The sequence below is a fragment of the Cedecea sp. VD22 genome (assembly GCF_037150195.1).
GTDB lineage: Bacteria > Pseudomonadota > Gammaproteobacteria > Enterobacterales > Enterobacteriaceae > Cedecea.
In genome coordinates this window covers 118,258-136,732 of record NZ_JBBCPX010000001.1, presented here as the reverse complement: position 1 = coordinate 136,732, position 18,475 = coordinate 118,258, and the positions used below count along the sequence as shown (strand labels likewise).

19 protein-coding genes are annotated in these 18,475 nt (G+C 57.6%); 8 read left to right on the top strand and 11 right to left on the bottom strand.

The features are described 5' to 3' along the window. Positions 1-275: 275 nt before the first annotated feature. A complete protein-coding gene (gene msrB, locus WFK85_RS00690) occupies positions 276-689 on the top strand; it encodes a peptide-methionine (R)-S-oxide reductase MsrB (RefSeq protein WP_008456665.1) in 414 nt (137 codons plus the stop codon). Between the two features lie 39 nt (positions 690-728). Then, positions 729-1,010: a YeaC family protein gene (locus tag WFK85_RS00685; RefSeq protein WP_008456664.1), complete on the top strand. Its 282-nt coding sequence runs from the start codon at positions 729-731 to the stop codon at positions 1,008-1,010. Positions 1,011-1,057: 47 nt separating this feature from the next. Here WFK85_RS00685 and WFK85_RS00680 read toward each other — a convergent pair whose 3' ends face one another. From WFK85_RS00680 to sppA, 4 genes are all read right to left on the bottom strand, one after another. Next, positions 1,058-2,332, bottom strand: coding sequence for a glycosyl hydrolase family 18 protein (locus WFK85_RS00680; protein WP_166993978.1), 1,275 nt, complete (start codon positions 2,330-2,332; stop codon positions 1,058-1,060). Between the two features lie 205 nt (positions 2,333-2,537). Continuing rightward, on the bottom strand, positions 2,538-3,173 hold the full coding sequence (gene pncA / locus WFK85_RS00675) for a bifunctional nicotinamidase/pyrazinamidase (RefSeq protein WP_166993980.1): 636 nt from the start codon (positions 3,171-3,173) through the stop codon (positions 2,538-2,540). 9 nt (positions 3,174-3,182) lie between these two features. After that, on the bottom strand, positions 3,183-4,199 hold the full coding sequence (gene ansA / locus WFK85_RS00670) for an asparaginase (RefSeq protein WP_008456661.1): 1,017 nt from the start codon (positions 4,197-4,199) through the stop codon (positions 3,183-3,185). 97 nt (positions 4,200-4,296) lie between these two features. Beyond that, positions 4,297-6,147 (bottom strand): signal peptide peptidase SppA, encoded by a 1,851-nt coding sequence (gene sppA, locus WFK85_RS00665; RefSeq protein WP_166993982.1) that lies wholly within the window; start codon positions 6,145-6,147, stop codon positions 4,297-4,299. A gap of 232 nt (positions 6,148-6,379) precedes the next feature. Here sppA and WFK85_RS00660 point away from each other — a divergent pair, with 232 nt between their 5' ends. Continuing rightward, positions 6,380-6,931, top strand: coding sequence for an NAD(P)H nitroreductase (locus WFK85_RS00660; protein WP_336708019.1), 552 nt, complete (start codon positions 6,380-6,382; stop codon positions 6,929-6,931). 44 nt (positions 6,932-6,975) lie between these two features. Here WFK85_RS00660 and phoC read toward each other — a convergent pair whose 3' ends face one another. Then, complete coding sequence (gene phoC, locus WFK85_RS00655; RefSeq protein ID WP_008456655.1) at positions 6,976-7,725, bottom strand: acid phosphatase PhoC; 750 nt, start codon at positions 7,723-7,725, stop codon at positions 6,976-6,978. A gap of 230 nt (positions 7,726-7,955) precedes the next feature. On the opposite strand from phoC, the gene selD reads away from it, so the two are divergent. From selD to WFK85_RS00640, 3 genes are read left to right on the top strand one after another with little or no spacing between them, the layout of a single operon-like run. Then, positions 7,956-8,996 carry a selenide, water dikinase SelD gene (selD, locus tag WFK85_RS00650; RefSeq protein ID WP_008456654.1) on the top strand — a complete coding sequence of 347 codons (1,041 nt, stop codon included), beginning with the start codon at positions 7,956-7,958 and terminating at the stop codon, positions 8,994-8,996. Positions 8,997-8,999: 3 nt separating this feature from the next. Continuing rightward, complete coding sequence (locus tag WFK85_RS00645; protein ID WP_336708022.1) at positions 9,000-10,994, top strand: DNA topoisomerase III; 1,995 nt, start codon at positions 9,000-9,002, stop codon at positions 10,992-10,994. Then, positions 10,951-11,196: a YnjH family protein gene (locus WFK85_RS00640; RefSeq protein ID WP_286180254.1), complete on the top strand. Its 246-nt coding sequence runs from the start codon at positions 10,951-10,953 to the stop codon at positions 11,194-11,196. The genes WFK85_RS00645 and WFK85_RS00640 overlap by 44 nt, the downstream gene beginning before the upstream one ends. Here the strand turns inward: WFK85_RS00640 and WFK85_RS00635 are convergent. Further along, positions 11,162-11,572, bottom strand: coding sequence for a pyrimidine (deoxy)nucleoside triphosphate diphosphatase (locus tag WFK85_RS00635; protein WP_336708025.1), 411 nt, complete (start codon positions 11,570-11,572; stop codon positions 11,162-11,164). The two genes, WFK85_RS00640 and WFK85_RS00635, sit on opposite strands and share 35 nt — an antisense overlap. A gap of 70 nt (positions 11,573-11,642) precedes the next feature. Between WFK85_RS00635 and WFK85_RS00630 the strand changes: the two genes are divergently transcribed. Beyond that, a complete protein-coding gene (locus WFK85_RS00630) occupies positions 11,643-12,209 on the top strand; it encodes a carboxymuconolactone decarboxylase family protein (protein ID WP_336708027.1) in 567 nt (188 codons plus the stop codon). Continuing rightward, positions 12,210-12,836: a CDP-alcohol phosphatidyltransferase family protein gene (locus tag WFK85_RS00625; RefSeq protein WP_336708029.1), complete on the top strand. Its 627-nt coding sequence runs from the start codon at positions 12,210-12,212 to the stop codon at positions 12,834-12,836. A 63-nt stretch (positions 12,837-12,899) separates the two neighbouring features. On the opposite strand, the gene WFK85_RS00620 is transcribed toward WFK85_RS00625, so the two are convergent. The 5 genes from WFK85_RS00620 to WFK85_RS00600 form a co-directional block, all read right to left on the bottom strand. Then, complete coding sequence (locus WFK85_RS00620) at positions 12,900-14,189, bottom strand: rhodanese-like domain-containing protein (RefSeq protein WP_166993992.1); 1,290 nt, start codon at positions 14,187-14,189, stop codon at positions 12,900-12,902. 84 nt (positions 14,190-14,273) lie between these two features. Next, a complete protein-coding gene (locus tag WFK85_RS00615) occupies positions 14,274-14,897 on the bottom strand; it encodes an ATP-binding cassette domain-containing protein (protein WP_166993994.1) in 624 nt (207 codons plus the stop codon). After that, positions 14,897-16,471: an ABC transporter permease gene (locus WFK85_RS00610; RefSeq protein ID WP_336708031.1), complete on the bottom strand. Its 1,575-nt coding sequence runs from the start codon at positions 16,469-16,471 to the stop codon at positions 14,897-14,899. Before WFK85_RS00610 ends, WFK85_RS00615 begins: the two co-directional genes overlap by 1 nt. Beyond that, complete coding sequence (locus WFK85_RS00605; protein WP_336708114.1) at positions 16,468-17,625, bottom strand: ABC transporter substrate-binding protein; 1,158 nt, start codon at positions 17,623-17,625, stop codon at positions 16,468-16,470. The genes WFK85_RS00610 and WFK85_RS00605 overlap by 4 nt, the downstream gene beginning before the upstream one ends. Positions 17,626-17,676: 51 nt before the next feature. Continuing rightward, positions 17,677-18,339 (bottom strand): TVP38/TMEM64 family protein, encoded by a 663-nt coding sequence (locus WFK85_RS00600; RefSeq protein ID WP_336708033.1) that lies wholly within the window; start codon positions 18,337-18,339, stop codon positions 17,677-17,679. Between the last annotated feature and the right edge of the window lie 136 nt (positions 18,340-18,475).

Sequence of the window (18,475 nt, the reverse complement as noted above, 5' to 3'; positions counted from 1 at the left end):
CAAGCGGAATCGTGTCAATCATTGCGACAAATCAATCCTGTGACCAGGGTTTGTACGACTGAACGCCTCACGCTTCCTTTTGGGCTTAAATCCAAATGGGGACGATGCGGGGGATTTTAAACGCCAGTCCCAACAATAATGTGATTCACGTCACGCTTTGTGCCGTGCCAGAATTTCAGGGCTAAGTTTAGAACAAAAAGCAGCACGGTGTTGTTAATTTTTTGTTAGAATGGGGCCGTGAGCTGTCCCAATTGAACTGACCGAGATGTACACCTATGTCTAATCAATTACCCCCTGATTCAAATAAGAAAAACCTCAGCGAGATGCAATACTACGTGACCCAGAAGCACGGCACTGAACCGCCGTATTCAGGGCGTTTACTGCATAATAAGCGTGACGGGATTTATCACTGCCTGGTGTGTGAGGCCCCGCTGTTTCTTTCGGAAACAAAATACGACTCAGGCTGCGGCTGGCCAAGCTTCTACGAGCCTGTCAGCCCCGATGCCATCCGCTATCTGACCGATAATTCCCACGGCATGGAACGCGTTGAAATCCGCTGCGGCAGCTGCGACGCGCACCTGGGCCATGTGTTCCCGGATGGCCCGCAGCCGACCGGGGAGCGGTATTGCGTTAACTCGGCCTCGCTGAGCTTCACCGACGGGCAAAATGGTGAGCAGGTTGAGGGCTGAAGAATCGATTCAGCTAATTATTCTGCGACGGGGTGCCCAATGAGCAATCTGGATGAGATGTTGAGCGTGATGACGCCGGAGATTTATCAGCGCCTGGCGACCGCGGTCGAGCTGGGAAAGTGGCCTGATGGCGTGGCGCTGACCCAGGAGCAAAAAGACAACAGCCTCCAGCTGGTGATGCTGTGGCAGGCGCGCCACAACACGGAGGCGCAGCACATGACTATCGACACCAATGGCCAGATGGTGATGAAGAGCAAACAGCAGCTGAAAGCGGAGTTTGGCATCGAGCCTGCGCCGTTTGTAACGATGAAGCTGCAGTAAACAAAAGGGAGACTCACTGGTCTCCCTTCGTTTTTCTGCGTCAACCGCTATTTAGCGTGATCGATGCCCAGCGACTCGGCGAGCTGTTTCGCCAACTGGTTGTTGTCATCCGCGCCGTATTCCCAGAACATCGCGCCGCCCAGCCCCTTCTCCTTGATGTACTCGGCTTTGATTTTCACCGAGCGCGGATTCTCATAGGAAATGGCAAACAGCGGTTTACCTTCAGCAGACTTCAGCGTCAGGTACGGCACCTTCGCGTCGTCATCCCACTCTTCGGTGAAGCGCTTCTGCGGGTCGTTCAGCATTTTCTTCACCAGGTCGTTGTATTTGACGTAAGTGTCTTTCGTCAGATCCACGCCCAGCGCGGTTTTAAACAGCTCCAGCTCACGCTCGCCGAAGTAGGGCTGTGTGACAGGGTTTTTCTGCGCGTCTGGTTTTGACCAGTCAATGCCCGGCTCTACGGCACGCTTAGGTACGCGGCCATAGAAGCCGATGCCGAGGTTCATCTGCGCTGGTTTCAGCCCGGCTGCGAGATAGTTATTTACTACGAAATCAGCGCTGTACTTGTCGGCTTCGGCCACGGTCGGCCACTTTTTCGAATCATAGAGATTCGAGTTGAAGTACTGCGTACCGTACGCCATGTCGTAGGTCATCAGGTTGATGTAGTTCAGCACCGGCGCAATGGCTTTCACATCAACCCAGCTTTTCGGGCTTTCGGCATTGGCCCCGACGGCAATGGTAACCAGTTTTTTGTCGCCCACGGCTTTGCGCAACTCTTTCAGCAGGGCGGTGAAATTATCCCGGTCGGCGTCCAGCTTATCCACCAGGCCCCAGGCGCCATTTACCGGGAACTCCCAGTCGAGGTCGATCCCATCCAGGCCATATTTGTCCATCACTTCCTGCACCGAGCGGATAAACACCGCGCGGTTTTCAGGCGTTGCTGCTGCGGCAGAGAAACCGCGAGCCCCCCACCCACCAACGGACAGCAAGATTTTCAGCTGTGGATTCTGTTTCCGCAGTGCCGGCAGGGTTTCAAGGTCGGAGACAACTTTTGGGGAAAGATAGATTTGATGCAGTTTTGACGAATCTTTCAGCGCTTCGTTGGTTTCGCCTTTCTCGTCGTTATAAATCAGGCCAAAGGAGTAATTGAGGTGGGTAATCTGGCGAACATCAAGCTTATTGATATCCCCCCCGGGACCGGCAGTGACGTCGCCGCCGCCGTTGAAGTAACCCACGGAAAGCAAAGATTCAGCCTGCGCAACGCCGCTGCAGGCGAGCGTCACCGCGGCCACCAGCGGTAACATTTTACGTGTGAATGACATAATGATTCCTCTTTGACGGGCACAACATAAAAGCTCCCCGGCCACGCTTAACAGACGAAAACGGCGGAAAGCGAAATCAGCTAACATGCTGAATAAATTCACTGAATATGATTATGAGAGCGCTCCCAGGCTAGGGCGAGCAAAAAAAGCGTAGATTGTGAGCGGAATCGATACAAAAGTGTGGGGCAGGGGGCCGCCCCTACGATTATTGGCAGGTAAAATCGGCGAAGGTCATTAGCGTGGCGCCTTCAACCGCCATCTCCTGGAATGCCTCCAGGCTGCTCTGGGGCCGCAGGTTCACGCCGCGACAGCCATCGGTGATGACTATCACTTCATAACCCAGCTCCAGCGCGTCAAGCACGGTAAATTTCACGCAGAAATCCGTTGCCAGCCCCAACACCACCAGGCTGCTGATGTCGTGCTCGCGCAGCCAGGCATCCAGCTCGGTTTGCTGCCGGTGGCCGTTATCGAAAAACGCGCTGTAGCTGTCGATAGCCGGATTTTGGCCTTTATAGACGATCTTATGGACGCCGGAAGCCTTCAGCAGCGGGTGAAGTTTCGCCCCTTCGCTGTTCTGAATGCAGTGATCGGGCCACCAGGTTTGCGCCAGGCCGTCGAGCATGCCCTCAGAAAAAGATTCAGTGCCTTGCGTACTGGCGAAACTTCCGTGCTTTGCCGGGTGCCAGTCTTGAGTGGCAACCACGTTTTCACCGCGGGCGTTAAACAGTTCGATAAGCTGGTTAGCGACCTCAACGGTGCTGTCACCTTCCGGGACCGCGAGCGTGCCACCGGCACAAAAATCGTTCTGCAAATCAATCAACAGCAAAGCACGTCGCGCCATTGGCGTTCCTTATTCGTCGGGGGTGAGTTCACCACGCAGGTTGCACGACATGGCATCACGGATCGCCTGGGCATCCAGACCCTGGCTCAGCAGATAGTGAAGCTTGGTTAACGTCGCTTCCACCGTCATATCAAAGCCGCTGATAACGCCCGCCTGCGCCAGCGCGTTGCCGGTAGCATAGCCGCCCATGTTCACTTTGCCGGACATACACTGCGTGAGGTTAACCACCACGATGCCGCGCGCGCTAGCTTCCTGCAACTCTTTAATGAACGCGCCCTGCTGCGGGGCATTACCCACGCCGTAAGAACGCAGGATCAGCGCCTTGACCGGCTGACGCAGGAAGTTGCCCACGACGTCGGCAGAAATGCCTGGATAGATGGTGACTACGCCAATCGGCTGCGGCGTGATCGGGTGAACAATCAGTTCGCCTTCGCCGTGCGGGGCAGGCGGCGTATTCAGCTTGCGGATGTGGATCCCGGCTTCCAGCAGCGGCGCAAGGTTAGGTGAAGCAAAGGCATCAAAGCCGTCGGCATGGGCTTTGGTGGTGCGGTTCCCGCGATAGAGACGATTGTTGAAGAACAGCGTCACTTCGTTGATCGGGTAGTTGGCTGCCACGTACAGCGAATTAAGCAGGTTGATTTGCCCGTCAGAACGCAGCTCCGCCAGCGGGATCTGTGAACCCGTGACGATCACCGGCTTGCTGAGGTTCTCCAGCATGAACGAGAGCGCCGAGGCGGTAAACGCCATTGTGTCCGTGCCGTGGAGGATCACGAAGCCGTCATACTCGTCGTAGTGGGCTTTGATGTCGTCGGCGATGTGCTGCCAGTCTTCAGGCGTCATGTCCGAAGAGTCCATCAGCGGATCGTATTCGTGGATCGTGAAGTCCGGCATTTCCGGGCGGTGGAATTCAGGCATCATCGCCAGCTGGCGCTGAAGATGGCCGGAAACAGGAATGTAGCCGTGTTCAGAACGCTGCATCCCGATAGTACCGCCGGTGTAGGCAACGTAGATAGATTTCTTTGGCATAGTTTTGCTCGAGGCTTTCGATATTTGCGGCAGAGTATAGAGAGGATGACGGAAAAAAAAAGCCCGGTTTAACCGGGCTTTGATTCATTTGAGTAAATTAACGCACATCGCCGCAGGTGAGGCAGAAGGCGTAACGGTTTTGCGGATCGTTCATGGTGCCGAATTTGTCATTCTGGGCCTTGACCGCCAGCGCGGCATCCGCCAGTGGCGCTGGCAGGTAAGCCTGAATGGCCTGCGGCAGCGCGGCGCGTACCGAGCCGGTCATGGCGTTAAAGACCATGTCGGTGAAGGTCGCGTCATCCTGCCAGAACGCCAGGTGCCAGCTTTTCAGCTTCGCCAGCTCGGCGGCTTTGGCCACGGCGTCGTCAAAGTCACCCAGGCTGTCCACCAGGCCGTTGGCTTTGGCATCTTCCCCGGTCCAGACGTGGCCCTGAGCAATCTGATCGATTTGCTCCGGCGTTTTCTTACGGGACGTCGCCACCAGGCCAATAAAGCGCTTGTAGCCGTTATCGATGCTGAGCTGCATCATCTGCTGTACTTCAGGCGGCAGTTTCTTGGTCACGGCCACGTCGGCCAGCGGCGACGTTGATACGCCGTCGGTATGCACACCAATCGCATCGAGGGTGTTTTCTACGGTGTTGATGACACCGAAAATACCAATCGAGCCGGTCAGCGTGCTTGAGTTGGCGATGATGTAGTTCGCCGGGGTGGAGATCCAGTACCCGCCGGATGCCGCCATGCCGCCCATGGAAACCACAATTGGCTTCCCGGCTTCACGCGCAGCCACAAGCTCTTCACGGATGGTTTCGGACGCAGTGACGCTGCCGCCAGGGCTGTTCACGCGGAAGACGATGGCTTTCACCTTCGGATCCAGACGCGCTTCACGGATCTGCATGGCCGTAGTATCGCCGCCGACCTGGCCCGGGGTTTCTTCCCCGTCCATAATCGCGCCGTTGGCGAAGATCACCGCGATGGCATCGCCTTGCTCAGACGGTTTTTTCACGGTGTAGTCGTAAATACTGGTGTAGCTAAAGTCTTTGTTGGCTTTGCTCCAGCCGAACTGCTTCACCAGTGCTTTGTCTACAGCAGCACTGCTCGCCAGCTCGTCCACGAGTTTATTGTCCAGGGCATATTTTGCGGTGTCGCCACCCAGTTTTTGCAGGTTATCCAGCAGCGCCTGAGCGCCAGGGAAAGCCTGCTGAGCGGTGATCTGGCGGTTGGCCGCGATGGTGTTCAGGTAGTTTTGCCACAGCTCGCCAATCCAGCGGCTGTCCGCGTCGCGCGCGGCAGGGGACATATCGTCGCGGATATACGGCTCAACCGCTGATTTGTAAGTGCCGACGCGGAAGACGTGCGTTGAGACCTTCAGCTTATCCAGCAGGGTTTTGTAATACAGCGCGTTGGTGGCAAACCCGTGCAGGTCAACCATGCCCTGCGGTGAGAGCCAGATTTTATTGGCAAAGCTTGCCAGGTAGTACTGACTCTGGTTATAGCTGTCGCCCATGGCATAAACCGGCTTGCCGCCGTCGCGGAACTCGCGCAGCGCTTTACCGATGTACTGCATTGACGGCTGGTCGGCCCCGGCGAAATCTTTCAGATCCAGCACGATGCCGGTGATATTGCGGTCGTCTTTCGCCTGACGAATGGCGTCGACGATGTCGAACAGGGAATTCTCTTGCAGACGGTCAGAGCTGGCGCCCACCAGCTGGCGGCCAATCACGCCCAGCTTATTGCTGACCGACGGTTTGTCTACCACCACGCCGGTGATATCCAGCAGCAGCGCCCCGCGCGCAGGTTCTGCAGGCGTGCTTTTTACCTGCATCCAGATGCCGACTCCGACCAGGATCAGCAGGATAAGGAACAAGTTGAGAATAAATTCCCGAATAAAATTAAGCAGACGCCAGGTCCACTTAAAAAAGCCGCTAATAAATCGCCCAATGGTGCGCATGTTTTCTCCATAACCTTCAACAGGGGTATTACCCGCACGCCGCAATGAAGCTGGCTAAAGCGGCGAAAGTAAAGGCTATCCTAAAGAGAGGGCGAGGAAATGTCAGCAGGAAATCGGGGCGGCGCTGTAACAAAAACTACGGCTGTGTTAATTTTGTGAATGAAAATCATTTAACGGACTGGGGCAACCTCCGCGCTTTGCCAGTCATTTCCTGTCAGTAAGGGGCTTTTAAATGGATGCACTTGAACTTTTGATTAACCGCCGTAGCGCCTCCCGTCTGGCCGAGCCGGCTCCGGCGGGTGAAGTGCTGGAAAATATTCTGCGTGCCGGGATGCGCGCGCCGGACCACGGTACGCTCCAGCCGTGGCGCTTTATTGTTATTGAAGGGGAAGGGCGCGAGCGCTTTGCTCAGCTTTTAGAGAAAGCAGCCCTTGTGGCCGGCATGGATGAAAAAAGCGTTGAAAAGGCGCGTACATCGCCGTTCCGCGCCCCGCAAATCATTGCTGTGGTCGCGCATTGCGAGACTAACCATAAAGTGCCGGTGTGGGAGCAGGTGGTTTCCGCAGGCTGTGCGGTGATGGCGATGCAAATGGCGGCGGTGGCCCAGGGCTTTAACGGTATCTGGCGCAGCGGCGCGTGGACTGAAAATGATTTGGTGCGCGAAGGACTGGGTGGCCGCGAGCAGGACAAAGTGGTGGGCTTCCTCTACCTCGGCACGCCGCAGTTGAAAGCGTCGACGACCATCAGCACCCCGGATACTTCTGCGTTCGTTTCTCGCTTCTGATTGGACATTATCCTGCCGGGCGCTGACCCGGCAGGTTCCATTTCTTATTTCTTCTGCTGTTTCGCAAACTCGTCTTTCGCTTTCTGCAGTTGCTGCTGGAAGGCGGCGTTGGTATGCAGCGTGGCCACTACGGCAGATCCCACGACGCGAGCGGCATCAATATCGCTCTGCCAGTGGTAACCGCAAATCACCCGGCTTTGCCCCAGATCAAACCCGCGTTTCAGGATCTCGTTCTGGCGCTGCGGGTTGATTTCCGCCAGCACCAGCGCGGTAGCCCAGCCAATTGAGGTATGCCCGGACGGATAAGAGCCATTTTTCGACAGCTTATCCTGCTCTTTGGTGTTACAGGTTGGCACACCGTAGAAGGCAAACGGGCGGATGCGCATGTACTTTTCTTTTGCACCGCGCGTGGCGAGGTCACCGGCGTCCTCAATCATGTTGGTCAGCAGCTTGTGCAGTTCCGGCGCATCTTTTTCGGTAATTGGCGAGCCAAACGCGCCGGAGAAAGCGTTAGCCACGCCGCCACCGCTCAGGTTGGCATCTTCTTCGGCCAGCTTGCCGCGTTCGGTGGCGCGCAGCAGGCGGCCCTTCTCATACATCGCCTGATCGTTCAGAAACGCAATGCTGCCGATTTCAGGCGGCGGCGGCAGCAGCGCCAGGCTGTCAATGGCCTGGGCGTTGGTCAGGTAATAGAGATCGGGCTTGGTGGTGGCGTCATTTCCCGGAGGGGCAAGGGCAAAGGCCGCAGAGGAGAACAGGCCGGCAATACAGAAGGCTAATACGCGTTTTTTCATTGTTATTCCTTACATGCGTGGGTTGTCCAGATAGTTGCCTCGATGGTTGTAACATTACTGTCATATTTGAGTAAAAGAGCGCATCGGCAAAATGCGGCCTGGCTTCAAAAAACTTCCGCTTTGCCTGCTTAGTGAGCAACGGCACGCGAATTAGGACTGCCAGACTTACCACCAGGGCGTTTGAGCGCTACCATATTGGGTACAGAATTTGGCAAAGAAAGGAAAAGTCCATGAAGCAAACCGTTCGTTTGACCCAGTACAGCCACGGCGCAGGATGCGGCTGCAAAATTTCCCCGAAGGTGCTGGAAACCATCCTGCACAGCGAGCAGGCGAAGTTTGTCGATCCTAATCTGCTGGTGGGGAACGAAACCCGCGACGATGCGGCGGTTTACGACCTGGGCAACGGCACCGGTATCATCAGTACCACCGACTTCTTCATGCCGATCGTGGACGATCCCTTCGACTTTGGCCGTATCGCGGCGACCAACGCCATCAGCGACATCTACGCCATGGGCGGGAAACCGATTATGGCGATCGCTATTCTCGGCTGGCCGATTAATACGCTGGCGCCCGAAATTGCTCGTGAGGTTATCGAAGGCGGGCGTTTTGTCTGCCAGCAGGCGGGGATTTCTCTGGCCGGCGGCCACTCGATTGACGCGCCTGAACCGATTTTTGGCCTCGCAGTGACCGGCGTTGTGCCCACCGAGCGAGTGAAGAAAAACAGCTCTGCTGAAGCAGGCTGCAAGCTGTACCTGACCAAACCGCTGGGCATTGGCGTGTTGACCACCGCCGAGAAAAAATCCCTGCTGCTGCCAGAGCATAAAGGCCTGGCGGCAGAGACGATGTGCCAGCTGAACAAAGTCGGCGCGGAGTTTGCCGATATTGCGGGCGTGACCGCGATGACCGACGTCACCGGTTTTGGCCTGCTGGGCCACCTGAGCGAAATGTGCGAAGGCGCGGGCGTTCAAGCTGATGTCTGGTTTGAATGCGTGCCAAAATTACCGGGTGTGGAAAGCTACATCGAGCAGGGCTGCGTGCCTGGCGGCACCTCCCGCAACTTTGCCAGCTACGGCCAGCTTGTCGGCGAGATGCCGGAGGCCTGGCGCAATCTGCTGTGCGACCCGCAAACTTCCGGCGGCCTGCTGCTGGCGGTTCGTGCGGATGCCGAAGCCGAAGTCTTTGCGGCTGCCGAGCGGAACGGCATTAAGCTCAGCGCCATCGGTGAATTGAAAGAGGCCCGCGCTGGCCGCCCAATGATCGAGATCCGTTAATTCATGCGGCTGTTTATTGCGGAAAAACCAAGCCTTGCGCGAGCCATTGCCGACGTGCTGCCCAAGCCCCATCGTCGCGGCGATGGGTTTATTGAATGCGGCAATGGCCAGGTGGTGACCTGGTGCATTGGCCACCTGCTGGAGCAGGCGCAGCCGGACGCCTACGACGGGCGATATGCCCGCTGGAACCTCGCTGACTTGCCCATTGTGCCGGAAAAGTGGCAGCTCCAGCCTCGCCCCTCCGTGACTAAACAGCTCAACGCGATTAAAAAGCTGCTGGCTCAGGCAACCGAAGTAGTTCACGCGGGTGACCCCGATCGCGAAGGGCAGTTGCTGGTGGATGAAGTGCTGGACTATCTCCAGCTTGCCCCGGAAAAGCGCCAGCAGGTGCAGCGCTGCCTGATCAACGACCTTAACCCGCAGGCCGTGGAGCGGGCGATTTCCCGCCTGCGCGCCAACAGCGAATTTATTCCGCTTTGCGTTTCGGCGCTGGCCCGCGCCCGTGCCGACTGGCTGTACGGGATTAACATGACCCGCGCCTACACCATTCTCGGGCGCAATGCGGGCTACCAGGGCGTACTGTCTGTGGGCCGCGTCCAGACGCCAGTCCTGGGCCTGGTCGTGCGTCGCGATGAAGAGATTGAAAACTTTGTCGCCAAAGATTATTACGAAGTAAAAGCCCACATCGTGACGCCAGCGGACGAGCGTTTTGTGGCGGTGTGGCAGCCGAGCGAGTCCTGCGAACCCCATCAGGACGAAGAAGGCCGCCTGCTGAACCGCAAGCTGGCGGAGCACGTCGTCGCGCGTATCAACGGCCACCCGGCGCTGGTCACCGCCTATAACGATAAACGGGAATCGGAAATCGCGCCGCTGCCGTTTTCGCTCTCCAGCCTGCAAATCGAGGCGGCGAAACGCTTTGGGCTGAGCGCCCAGAACGTGCTGGATATTTGCCAGAAGCTGTACGAAACCCACAAATTGATCACCTATCCGCGTTCCGATTGCCGCTATCTGCCCGAAGAGCACTTCGCCGGGCGGCATGCGGTGATGAACGCCATCAGCGTGCATCAGCCGGATTTACTGCCGCAGCCCGCGGTGGATGCCGATCTGCGTAACCGCTGCTGGGACGATAAAAAAGTGGATGCCCACCACGCGATTATTCCCACGGCCCGCAGCTCTGCAATCTCATTAAGTGAAAATGAGGCTAAAGTTTATGGCCTGATCGCCCGTCAATACTTAATGCAGTTCTGTGCCGACGCCGTATTCCGTAAATGCACCATCGATCTGGATATCGCCGGAGGCAAATTTATCGCTAAAGCGCGTTTCCTTGCCGAAGCGGGCTGGCGGGCGCTGCTGGGCAATAAAGAGCGCGATGAAGAGAACGACGGCACGCCGCTGCCGGTGGTGGCGAAAGGGGACGAACTGCTGTGCGAGCATGGCGAAGTGGTTGAACGGCAAACTCAGCCGCCGCGCCACTTTACCGATGCGACATTATTGTCAGCGATGACCGGGATTGCGCGCTTTGTGCAGGACAAAGATCTGAAAAAGATCCTGCGCGCCACGGACGGATTAGGCACCGAGGCGACGCGAGCCGGGATCATCGAACTGTTATTCAAACGCGCTTTTCTGGTCAAGAAAGGGCGCTATATTCATTCTACGGAGGCCGGGCGGGCGCTGATCCACTCGCTGCCGGAGCTGGCCGCCAGGCCAGACATGACCGCGCACTGGGAATCAACGCTGACGCAAATCAGCGAAAAGCAGTGCCGCTATCAGGACTTTATGCAGCCGCTGGTGCATACGCTTTATGAGCTGATTCATCAGGCGCGAACCACGCCGGTGCGGCACGCATTTAAGGGTATCAAAGCCCAGGATGACGGAAAAAAAGCAAAACGTTGGGTCAAAAAAGAGGGAAGTGATGATGCCAGTAAAAAGCCTGCTCGCCGCCGTCGTGGGGCTAATGATGAGTCTGCCAGCGATGGCGGTGCAGTCCCGTCAGCCTGACGTTGACGTGGTGATCCCGCCGGAAGTGTTCACCAACAGCAATCAGCCGCAGACGCCGCCCTGCAATCAGTGCTGTATTTATGAAAATAAAAACTATTCTGAGGGGGCGGTGGTGAAGACGGAAGGCATTTTGCTGCAATGCCAGCGTGATGACAAAGTCTTAGGGACTAATCCGCTGGTCTGGCGCCGCGTGAAGCCATAAACGCCTTCAACAGTGGGACATCCGCCGGGGCGAGGGCATAGCCAAGCGCCTCCGGCGGTTCACACCAGACCAGCTCGCTGTGGCAGTGGGCGATGGGTTCGCCGCTAAAGGCCTCAACATGCCAGGCGTGCAGATGAATCATTCTCCCGCTCACTTCGCGCTGATGGCTGGCCACGTAGCCGCTAATTTGTGCCGTAATTCCCAGCTCTTCCAGGAGTTCCCGCGCCAGCGCTTCGGGCTGCGTTTCTCCCCTTTCAACTTTCCCACCTGGAAATTCCCACAGGCCGGGCTGATCGCCATTTTCAGGGCGACGGGCGAGCAGAATTTTGCCTTCGTGCTCGATAATAGCCGCGACAACATCAAGGTTTTTTAGCATGGGTGTCCATTTTCCGTGGGGCTGGCGTGGCATAATACTCGTCCTGAGATGCCAGCAAAAGAGTAACTGAATGATGGAAACGAAAAGCGAGCCCTGGATTGCCCCCCTTAAAACGCTGCCCAAAAGCCTGCGCCCGATTGTGGCGATGCAGGAGAAACATTTTGGCGCGGTGCTGAACCCGACCCGCTGGTGGGGGCGACTGCCGTATTTATTCTGGCTGGTGGCGCTGTTTGTCGGCTTTCTGGAAAGACGCCGGGCAAAAATCGACCCGGTGATTCGTTCGCTGGTGATGACCCGGATATCGCAGCTGTGCAGCTGTGAATTTTGTATCGACGCTAACAGCCTGCGTCTTGCAGAGCGTAGTCAGTCGATGGATAAGGTGCTGGCGGTGGCCAACTGGCAAAATGAGTCGATATTTAGTGAGAAAGAGTGGGTCGCATTGGCCTACGCCGAAGCGATGACCGCCACGCCGCCACAGGTGACCGACGAGTTAAAAAACAGGCTCAAGCAGCATTTCAACGACCAGGCGGGGACCGAACTCACCGCGCTGATTGCCTTCCAGAACCTTTCGGCTCGCTTTAACGCCGCACTGGATATTCCCTCCCAGGGGTTATGCCCGACGAAGGGAAAACGCTAGATGTTCGACAGCTACCTTCACCCGCGTATCAAACCCGTGCTTAATCGCCTGGCGGCCGTGCTTGATAAGCCCGCTATCACGCCGGACAGGTTGACGCTGGCAGGATTCGTGATTGGCGTGCTCACTTTGCCTTTTCTGGCACTGCAATGGTATGTCCCGGCGCTGGTTGCCATTATCTTTAACCGGCTTTTTGATGGCCTGGACGGCGCGCTGGCGAGACGCAGAGGGCTAACCGATGCCGGTGGCTTCCTCGATATTACGCTGGATTTTCTTTTTTATGCCCTTGTGCCGTTTGGCTTTATTCTCGCGGACCCGGCGCAAAATGCTCTCGCAGGCGCGTGGCTGCTGTTCTCTTTCATCGGCACCGGCAGCAGCTTCCTGGCGTTTGCTGTCCTGGCGCAGAAGCACGATATCGCGAATCCAGGCTACGCCCATAAATCGTTTTATTATCTGGGGGGACTGACGGAAGGTACCGAAACTCTCCTGCTGTTTGTGCTTGGCTGCCTGTTCCCGGACGGTTTTGCCTGGCTGGCGTGGATCTTCGGCGGGCTTTGCTGGCTTACCACGCTCAACCGCATCTGGGGCGGGTATAAGACGTTAAAACGACTGGATGACTCCACAGATTAATCCCCTCACCCTAGCCCCGTGGGGGAGAGGATTAGGGTGAGGGGGGAAGTCCTCAAGTCGGCATCAGTTCGGTTTACGCTCGCCGCTCACGACAGGATTTTTAGGGTCAGCGCTCCATTCGTACCAGCCGCCGTCATACAAGCCAACGTTCTTCCAGCCCATTGCCCGCGCGTACATCAGCGTTTCGGAAGCGCGCCATCCGGTTCCGCAGTAAAAAGCAACCTGCTGATCCGGCGAGATATTCCAGTTTTTCCACATCGCGGCGATGTCGTCCCCTGCCCGCATGGTACCGTCCGGATTATGGAAGTCTTCCATATGCGTGGAGTCAGAGCCCGCGTGGCCCCAGCGGGCGCCCGCAATCTCGCCTTTGGGCTTGATGTAGCTGTACCCGCTGGTGGTGCCGATAAATTCCGGCCAGGAACGAATGCTGACCAGAGAAGCATCTTTGCGGTGCAGCAGCGCGCGCGCCTGTTCCATGTCCAGCATCAGCTGAGGCTGGCCGGGAATCGGGGCACCGAAGTCGGGGGCTGGTGTTGGCTGGCTGGGCAGGCCACGTTCAACGGGCAGATCCGCTGCGCTCCACGTCGTCCAGCCTCCGTCCAGGAGACGGACGTCTTTCACGCCGGCGTACAGCATGATCGCCGCCACGCGCGCCGCCGCGTAGACATCACGCCCATACAAAATGACGGTCGTATCGTGCCGGATGCCGTGCTTCGCCAGCATGGTTTTCAGCTTGTCGTCGGACACTTTGTTCCACAGCGGCTCGCTCTCCACCTCTTCGGTGTTGATGTAGCCCGCGCCGGGAATATGGCTGAGCAGATATTTTTTCGGCGCGCCCCAGCCCGCTTCAATCACTTTCCACTCCCCGGCGGGCGCTGCGGTGACCGGTTTTTTATTCTGTAAATCATGGATCCATTGCGGGTACACCAGCTGCTCAAAATGCGCCAGCTTTTGCAGGCGGGAAGGATCCTGCAGGGCGTCGGTCAGCATTGCAATCTGCGTAAACCCCAGCTTTTCTAAGCGAGTTTTCACGGCCTGAGCGTCGCTACCATACAGCGCCATCAATCCGGTTTTGCTCAACTGATGCTGCTTAGCCCACGTTGAAAGCTGCTCATCGCTCATTAGCGCAAGCCAGGAGGCCGAAAGATTCAAGGCTGTGGGTTCATGGCCGCCGTTGCCGTTTAAGGTTTGCGGCCAGCCGTTGTAAAACGCGCTCGGCCGAGTATCAATCACGGCACCGTTTACGGCTTTTACGCTGGAGAGGTTCATTTCAGTGGGTACCGAGGTGGCAAAAGTGACCTGGGGCAGCCCGGCAAGCAGCAGGGCGGTGGTTAGCTGAGAAACACGTTTCATCTAATAACCTGAAGGATAGCAAAAGAGCCGAAAGTTTAGTCCTCGCTGGCGCTGGCTTCTTTGCGATACCTCATGTTCGATGGGCTAAAGCCGGATAATCTGGCCGTGGGTCGGCGCATCCTGCTCATCGTGAGTAACCAGCACGACCGGCAGTTTGAGCAGTTGGGCTTTTTGCCAGACAAATTCCCGAAAGCCCTGGCGCAGCGGCAGGTCGAGCCGGGAAAAGGGCTCATCCAGCAGCAAAGCTTCGGGTTCGGCCAGCAGGGCGCGCAGGACGCTGACGCGCGCTCGTTCCCCGCCGGAGAGCGTGGCCGGATCTCTGCGGGCATAGTTTGCCAGCCCGGCGCTTTCCAGGACCTCCGAAACAACACGCTGCCGCAGCGAGCGCCCAGCGACGGAGGCGGGAATCGCCATCAACAGATTTTGCCCAACGTTAAGGTGAGGGAATAGCAGCGCATCCTGGAACAAAATGCCGATGCGGCGCTGTTCAACGGGCAAATAAGTCAGGCTGCGCTGGTTAAGCCGCAGCGTGCCCTGGGCGCTAAACTCCGGGGCTAAATCGCCGATCATCCAGTTCAGAAACGTCGATTTACCCACGCCAGACGGGCCCATCAGCGTAACAATCTCACCCGGCGCAACGTCAAAGCTGATACTCGCCAGCAGTGGTTCGCCATTGCGAGAGAGGGAGCAATTTCGCACGCTGAGCATTAGCGCAATCCTTTTCTGTGGGGGCCGGCCAGGCGGCTGGCTGAGATTGTGGCGATAAATACGGCCAGCGGCAGCAGCATTTGCAGCAGGGCCTGGATTGCAAACTGCTGTGGATCGCCGCCGCTGCTGAGCGCCACGGCTTCCGTTGTGACGGTGGCAAACCGGCCCGCCCCGGCATAAAGCGTAGGCAAATATTGCGCGATGCTGACCGAAAAACCGACGGCCAGCGCCGCCAGTAAAGGCCGGATAAGCAATGGGATCTGGATAAGGCAGAGAATTTTCCCCGGCGACCAGCCGAAAGTTTGCGCTGTCAGCACCAGACGAGCGTCAATCCGCTGCCAGGCTGGGGCCAGAATCAACAGCGTATAAGGCACGACCCACAGCAAATGGCTCCAGATAAGCGCGGCCCAGCTTCCTTCCATGTTCAGCCTGAGCAGGAGTTGATACTGCCCGGCGGCCAGCGGCAGCGCAGGCAGCAGCAGCGGCAGATACAGCCAGCGATCGTACCGGCGCGGGCAGCCCTTTAGCCACAATATTGTCACGACTGGCGCGATCAAAGCGCTGATAAGCCCGGCCACAAAACTTGTCCAGACCGGCACCAGTTCAGCCTGCTGCCAACCGCTAAGCGTTAAACTTTCAGGCCAGCGCGCCGGATAGAACCAGCCTTCAGCGAAGGACCAGATGACAAGCATGGCGAGAGCCATAAAGCCGAACAGAGAAAGTGAAGCGCTGGCCACAGTGCCTGCTGAGGTAAGATTCAGGGCACATCGCTTGCCTGAAAAACGCCTGATTCGCAGTTTAAATGCTTCCCACGCTAACCGCCCGAAAACCATAAAACCGCCGAGCAAAAGCAGCAGCACGCAGGAGGCCGCCAGGCCCATGTCCTGCCGAGAAATATCGCTGTCCGTTAACCATTGCCAGGCCAGCACGGCAAAAGTGGGCGGGTTAGCGGGGCCAAGAATAAGCGCGGCATCCACGACCGAAAGGCTGTATGCCGTCACCGCCACTAAAGCCCAGCCCAGGCGCGGCAAGAGCTGCGGCACAAGCACGTAGAGACGGGATTGTAGCTCGCCGTAGCCGAGCGTTCTGGCAAACGTTATCTGCTGGCTCAGCTGTTCGCTTTGTAGCTGTGCGGCTGAGAACCATAGCAAGAACCAGGCTTCTTTTAGCGCCAGCATGAGGCCGAGGGTAAAGCCGTAGTTATCCGGCGGCAGAAAAAGGTTGAAAAGGCGCGCCAGCCAGCCGCTGGCCGAAAACAGGAAGAAAAAGCCGCTGGCGAGGGCGACGTGTGGCAGCGCCAGCAGCAGCGGCAGGCGCTGAAGATAGCGCTGCCAGCGCTCGCCGGGATACAGGGTGCAGAGAAGGATTAACGTCAACAGCAGCGCACCGCCCACGCTGAGAGTGGTTGAAACCAGCGTGGTCATTAAGGCTTCCGGCCACTGTGAGTCCTGCCAGACGGCAAGCCAGGTTTCACTTTGTAATAATGGCGGCACTATCAGCGCAAACCCCGGCAGCACCGGCACAAACACCAGGCCCGCCGCCAGTGCTCCGGCAAGCGTAAAGCCGCGGCTCATCGCGACCCGTAACGCTGAAGCCAGGCCTGCTCCAGCGCGTTAACCCAGGCGGCGTGAGGTTCTGCCAGGAAAGGAACCGGATGCTGGCTTTTGGGCACCAGATCCTCAAGCTGTGCTTTGTGCGGTGGCGGCAGTGCGTTGCTGTTCAGCACGCTCGCATCCCCCCAGACAGCCGGATCGGCTTTGCGGATTTGTGCTTCCGGGGACATCAGGAAATTGGCCACGATCTGCGCTCCGGCTTTGGCGCTGCTGTTCGCCGGAATAGCGACGAAATGCACGTTGCCCAGCATACCGGCGCTAAAGCCAAAGGATTCTGCCGACGGCTGGAGCTGGCGGCGAGTGATCAGATTGTCGACGTGCGCCGGGTTGAAGGTCACTGACAGCAGCAGCTCGCCGTCGGCCAGCATACGATCCATGCGCGCAGGCGTCGGCGGGAACGTTTTTCCTTTTTGCCAGAGGAACGGATGAAGCTGGTCAAGGTAACGCCAGAGCGGGGCGGTGACTTGCTCGAAGGTGCCGGGATCCGGGGCCGTTTTCAGCGCGGCCGGTTTTTCGGTCAAGACAATCAAAAGCTGTTCAAGGAACGCCGTGCCGGTAAAATCCGGCGGGCGAGGGTAGCTGAGCTTGCCGGGATGGGCTTTGGCGAAGGCCAACAGTTGTTCTGCATTTTGTGGGAAGGTCGGCGTGCGTTTCTTATCGCCGATGAACATCAGCTGGGCGCTTCCCCAGGGCGCTTCTGCCCCGTCAACCGGTACCGAGAAATCTTCCCGCACAGGTTTTTTCACGTCAACATATCGCCAGTTTGGCAGATTTTCGGCCCAGTTTTCGCTGAGCAATCCTGCCTGCTTGAGCACGCTAAAATTTTCACCGTTGACCCAAAGCAGATCTACCGATCCGTTGGTTTTTCTGCCCGCAGTCGCTTCGCTTTGAATGCGCCTCACCGCATCGGCCGCGTCCGCCAGCTTCACCACTTTAAGCGTCACGCCGTAATGCGTTTTTACCTCACGGCTGACCCAGTCCAGATAGCCGTTAACGGCAGGATCGCCGCCCCAGGCGTTGAAATAAACCGTCTGGCCGTTGGCCTGCTGGCGAATATTCTGCCAGGACTGAGGTTGGGCGACGGCGCTAAAGCCGATCATCGTCAGGGCAACCATCAGCGCCCGTATGCCAGATATTAAGCGTTGCAAGAGAAAGTCCTCAGCGTGTTATGGGGCTGTTCGTCTGGCCAGCCAGCGCGCGGCCAGCGGCAATAGCCCTAGCAGGGCAAACACCAGCATCATACCGGGGGAGAGAATATCGCCCAGGCTTTGTAGCTGGCTCAGCTGCCTGCCGGTGTTAATGTAGACCACGATGGCAGGCAGCATGCCGAGCAGGCTGATCGCGGCATAGCGAACGACGCCCATTGGCGTCAGGCCCATTAATAAATTCACCAGCACAAAAGGGAAGGCCGGCGCGAGCCGCAGGGCAAAGAGGTAATGGCCGCCGTCGCGCCGTATGCCCTGGTTCACTTTTTCCATCATGCGCGAGAAACGGCGCTGCACCCAGTCCCGCAGCAGGTAACGGCTGATTAACATGGCGACGGTCGCACCTGCAGTGGCCGCCAGGGCAACCAGCACGGTGCCCTGCACCACACCAAAGATAGCGCCGCCCAGCAGCGTGAGCAGGGTGGCACCGGGAATGGAAAAGGCGGCGGTGAGAAAGTAGCAGCCCAAAAAAATCACAATCGCCAATATTGGGTGCTGCGCCTGCCAGTGCGCAAACGCTATCTGAGAGTGCTGAAGTGCCGACAGGCTTATTGTGCCCGGAGGAAGCAGATACCAAAACAACCCCGCCATGATGACCAGCAGCGCAAAGAGACTCTTACGCACATCTACCTCTTCTCTTTTGTTTATCCATTGTCATACCGTGCCGCTGCAGTAAAAGCGGGGAGTATAGCGGAGGGAGCGTGACAGCGAGCTTGAGCCAGGTCATGAAGCGGATACAGACTTATACATTTTGGCCTGG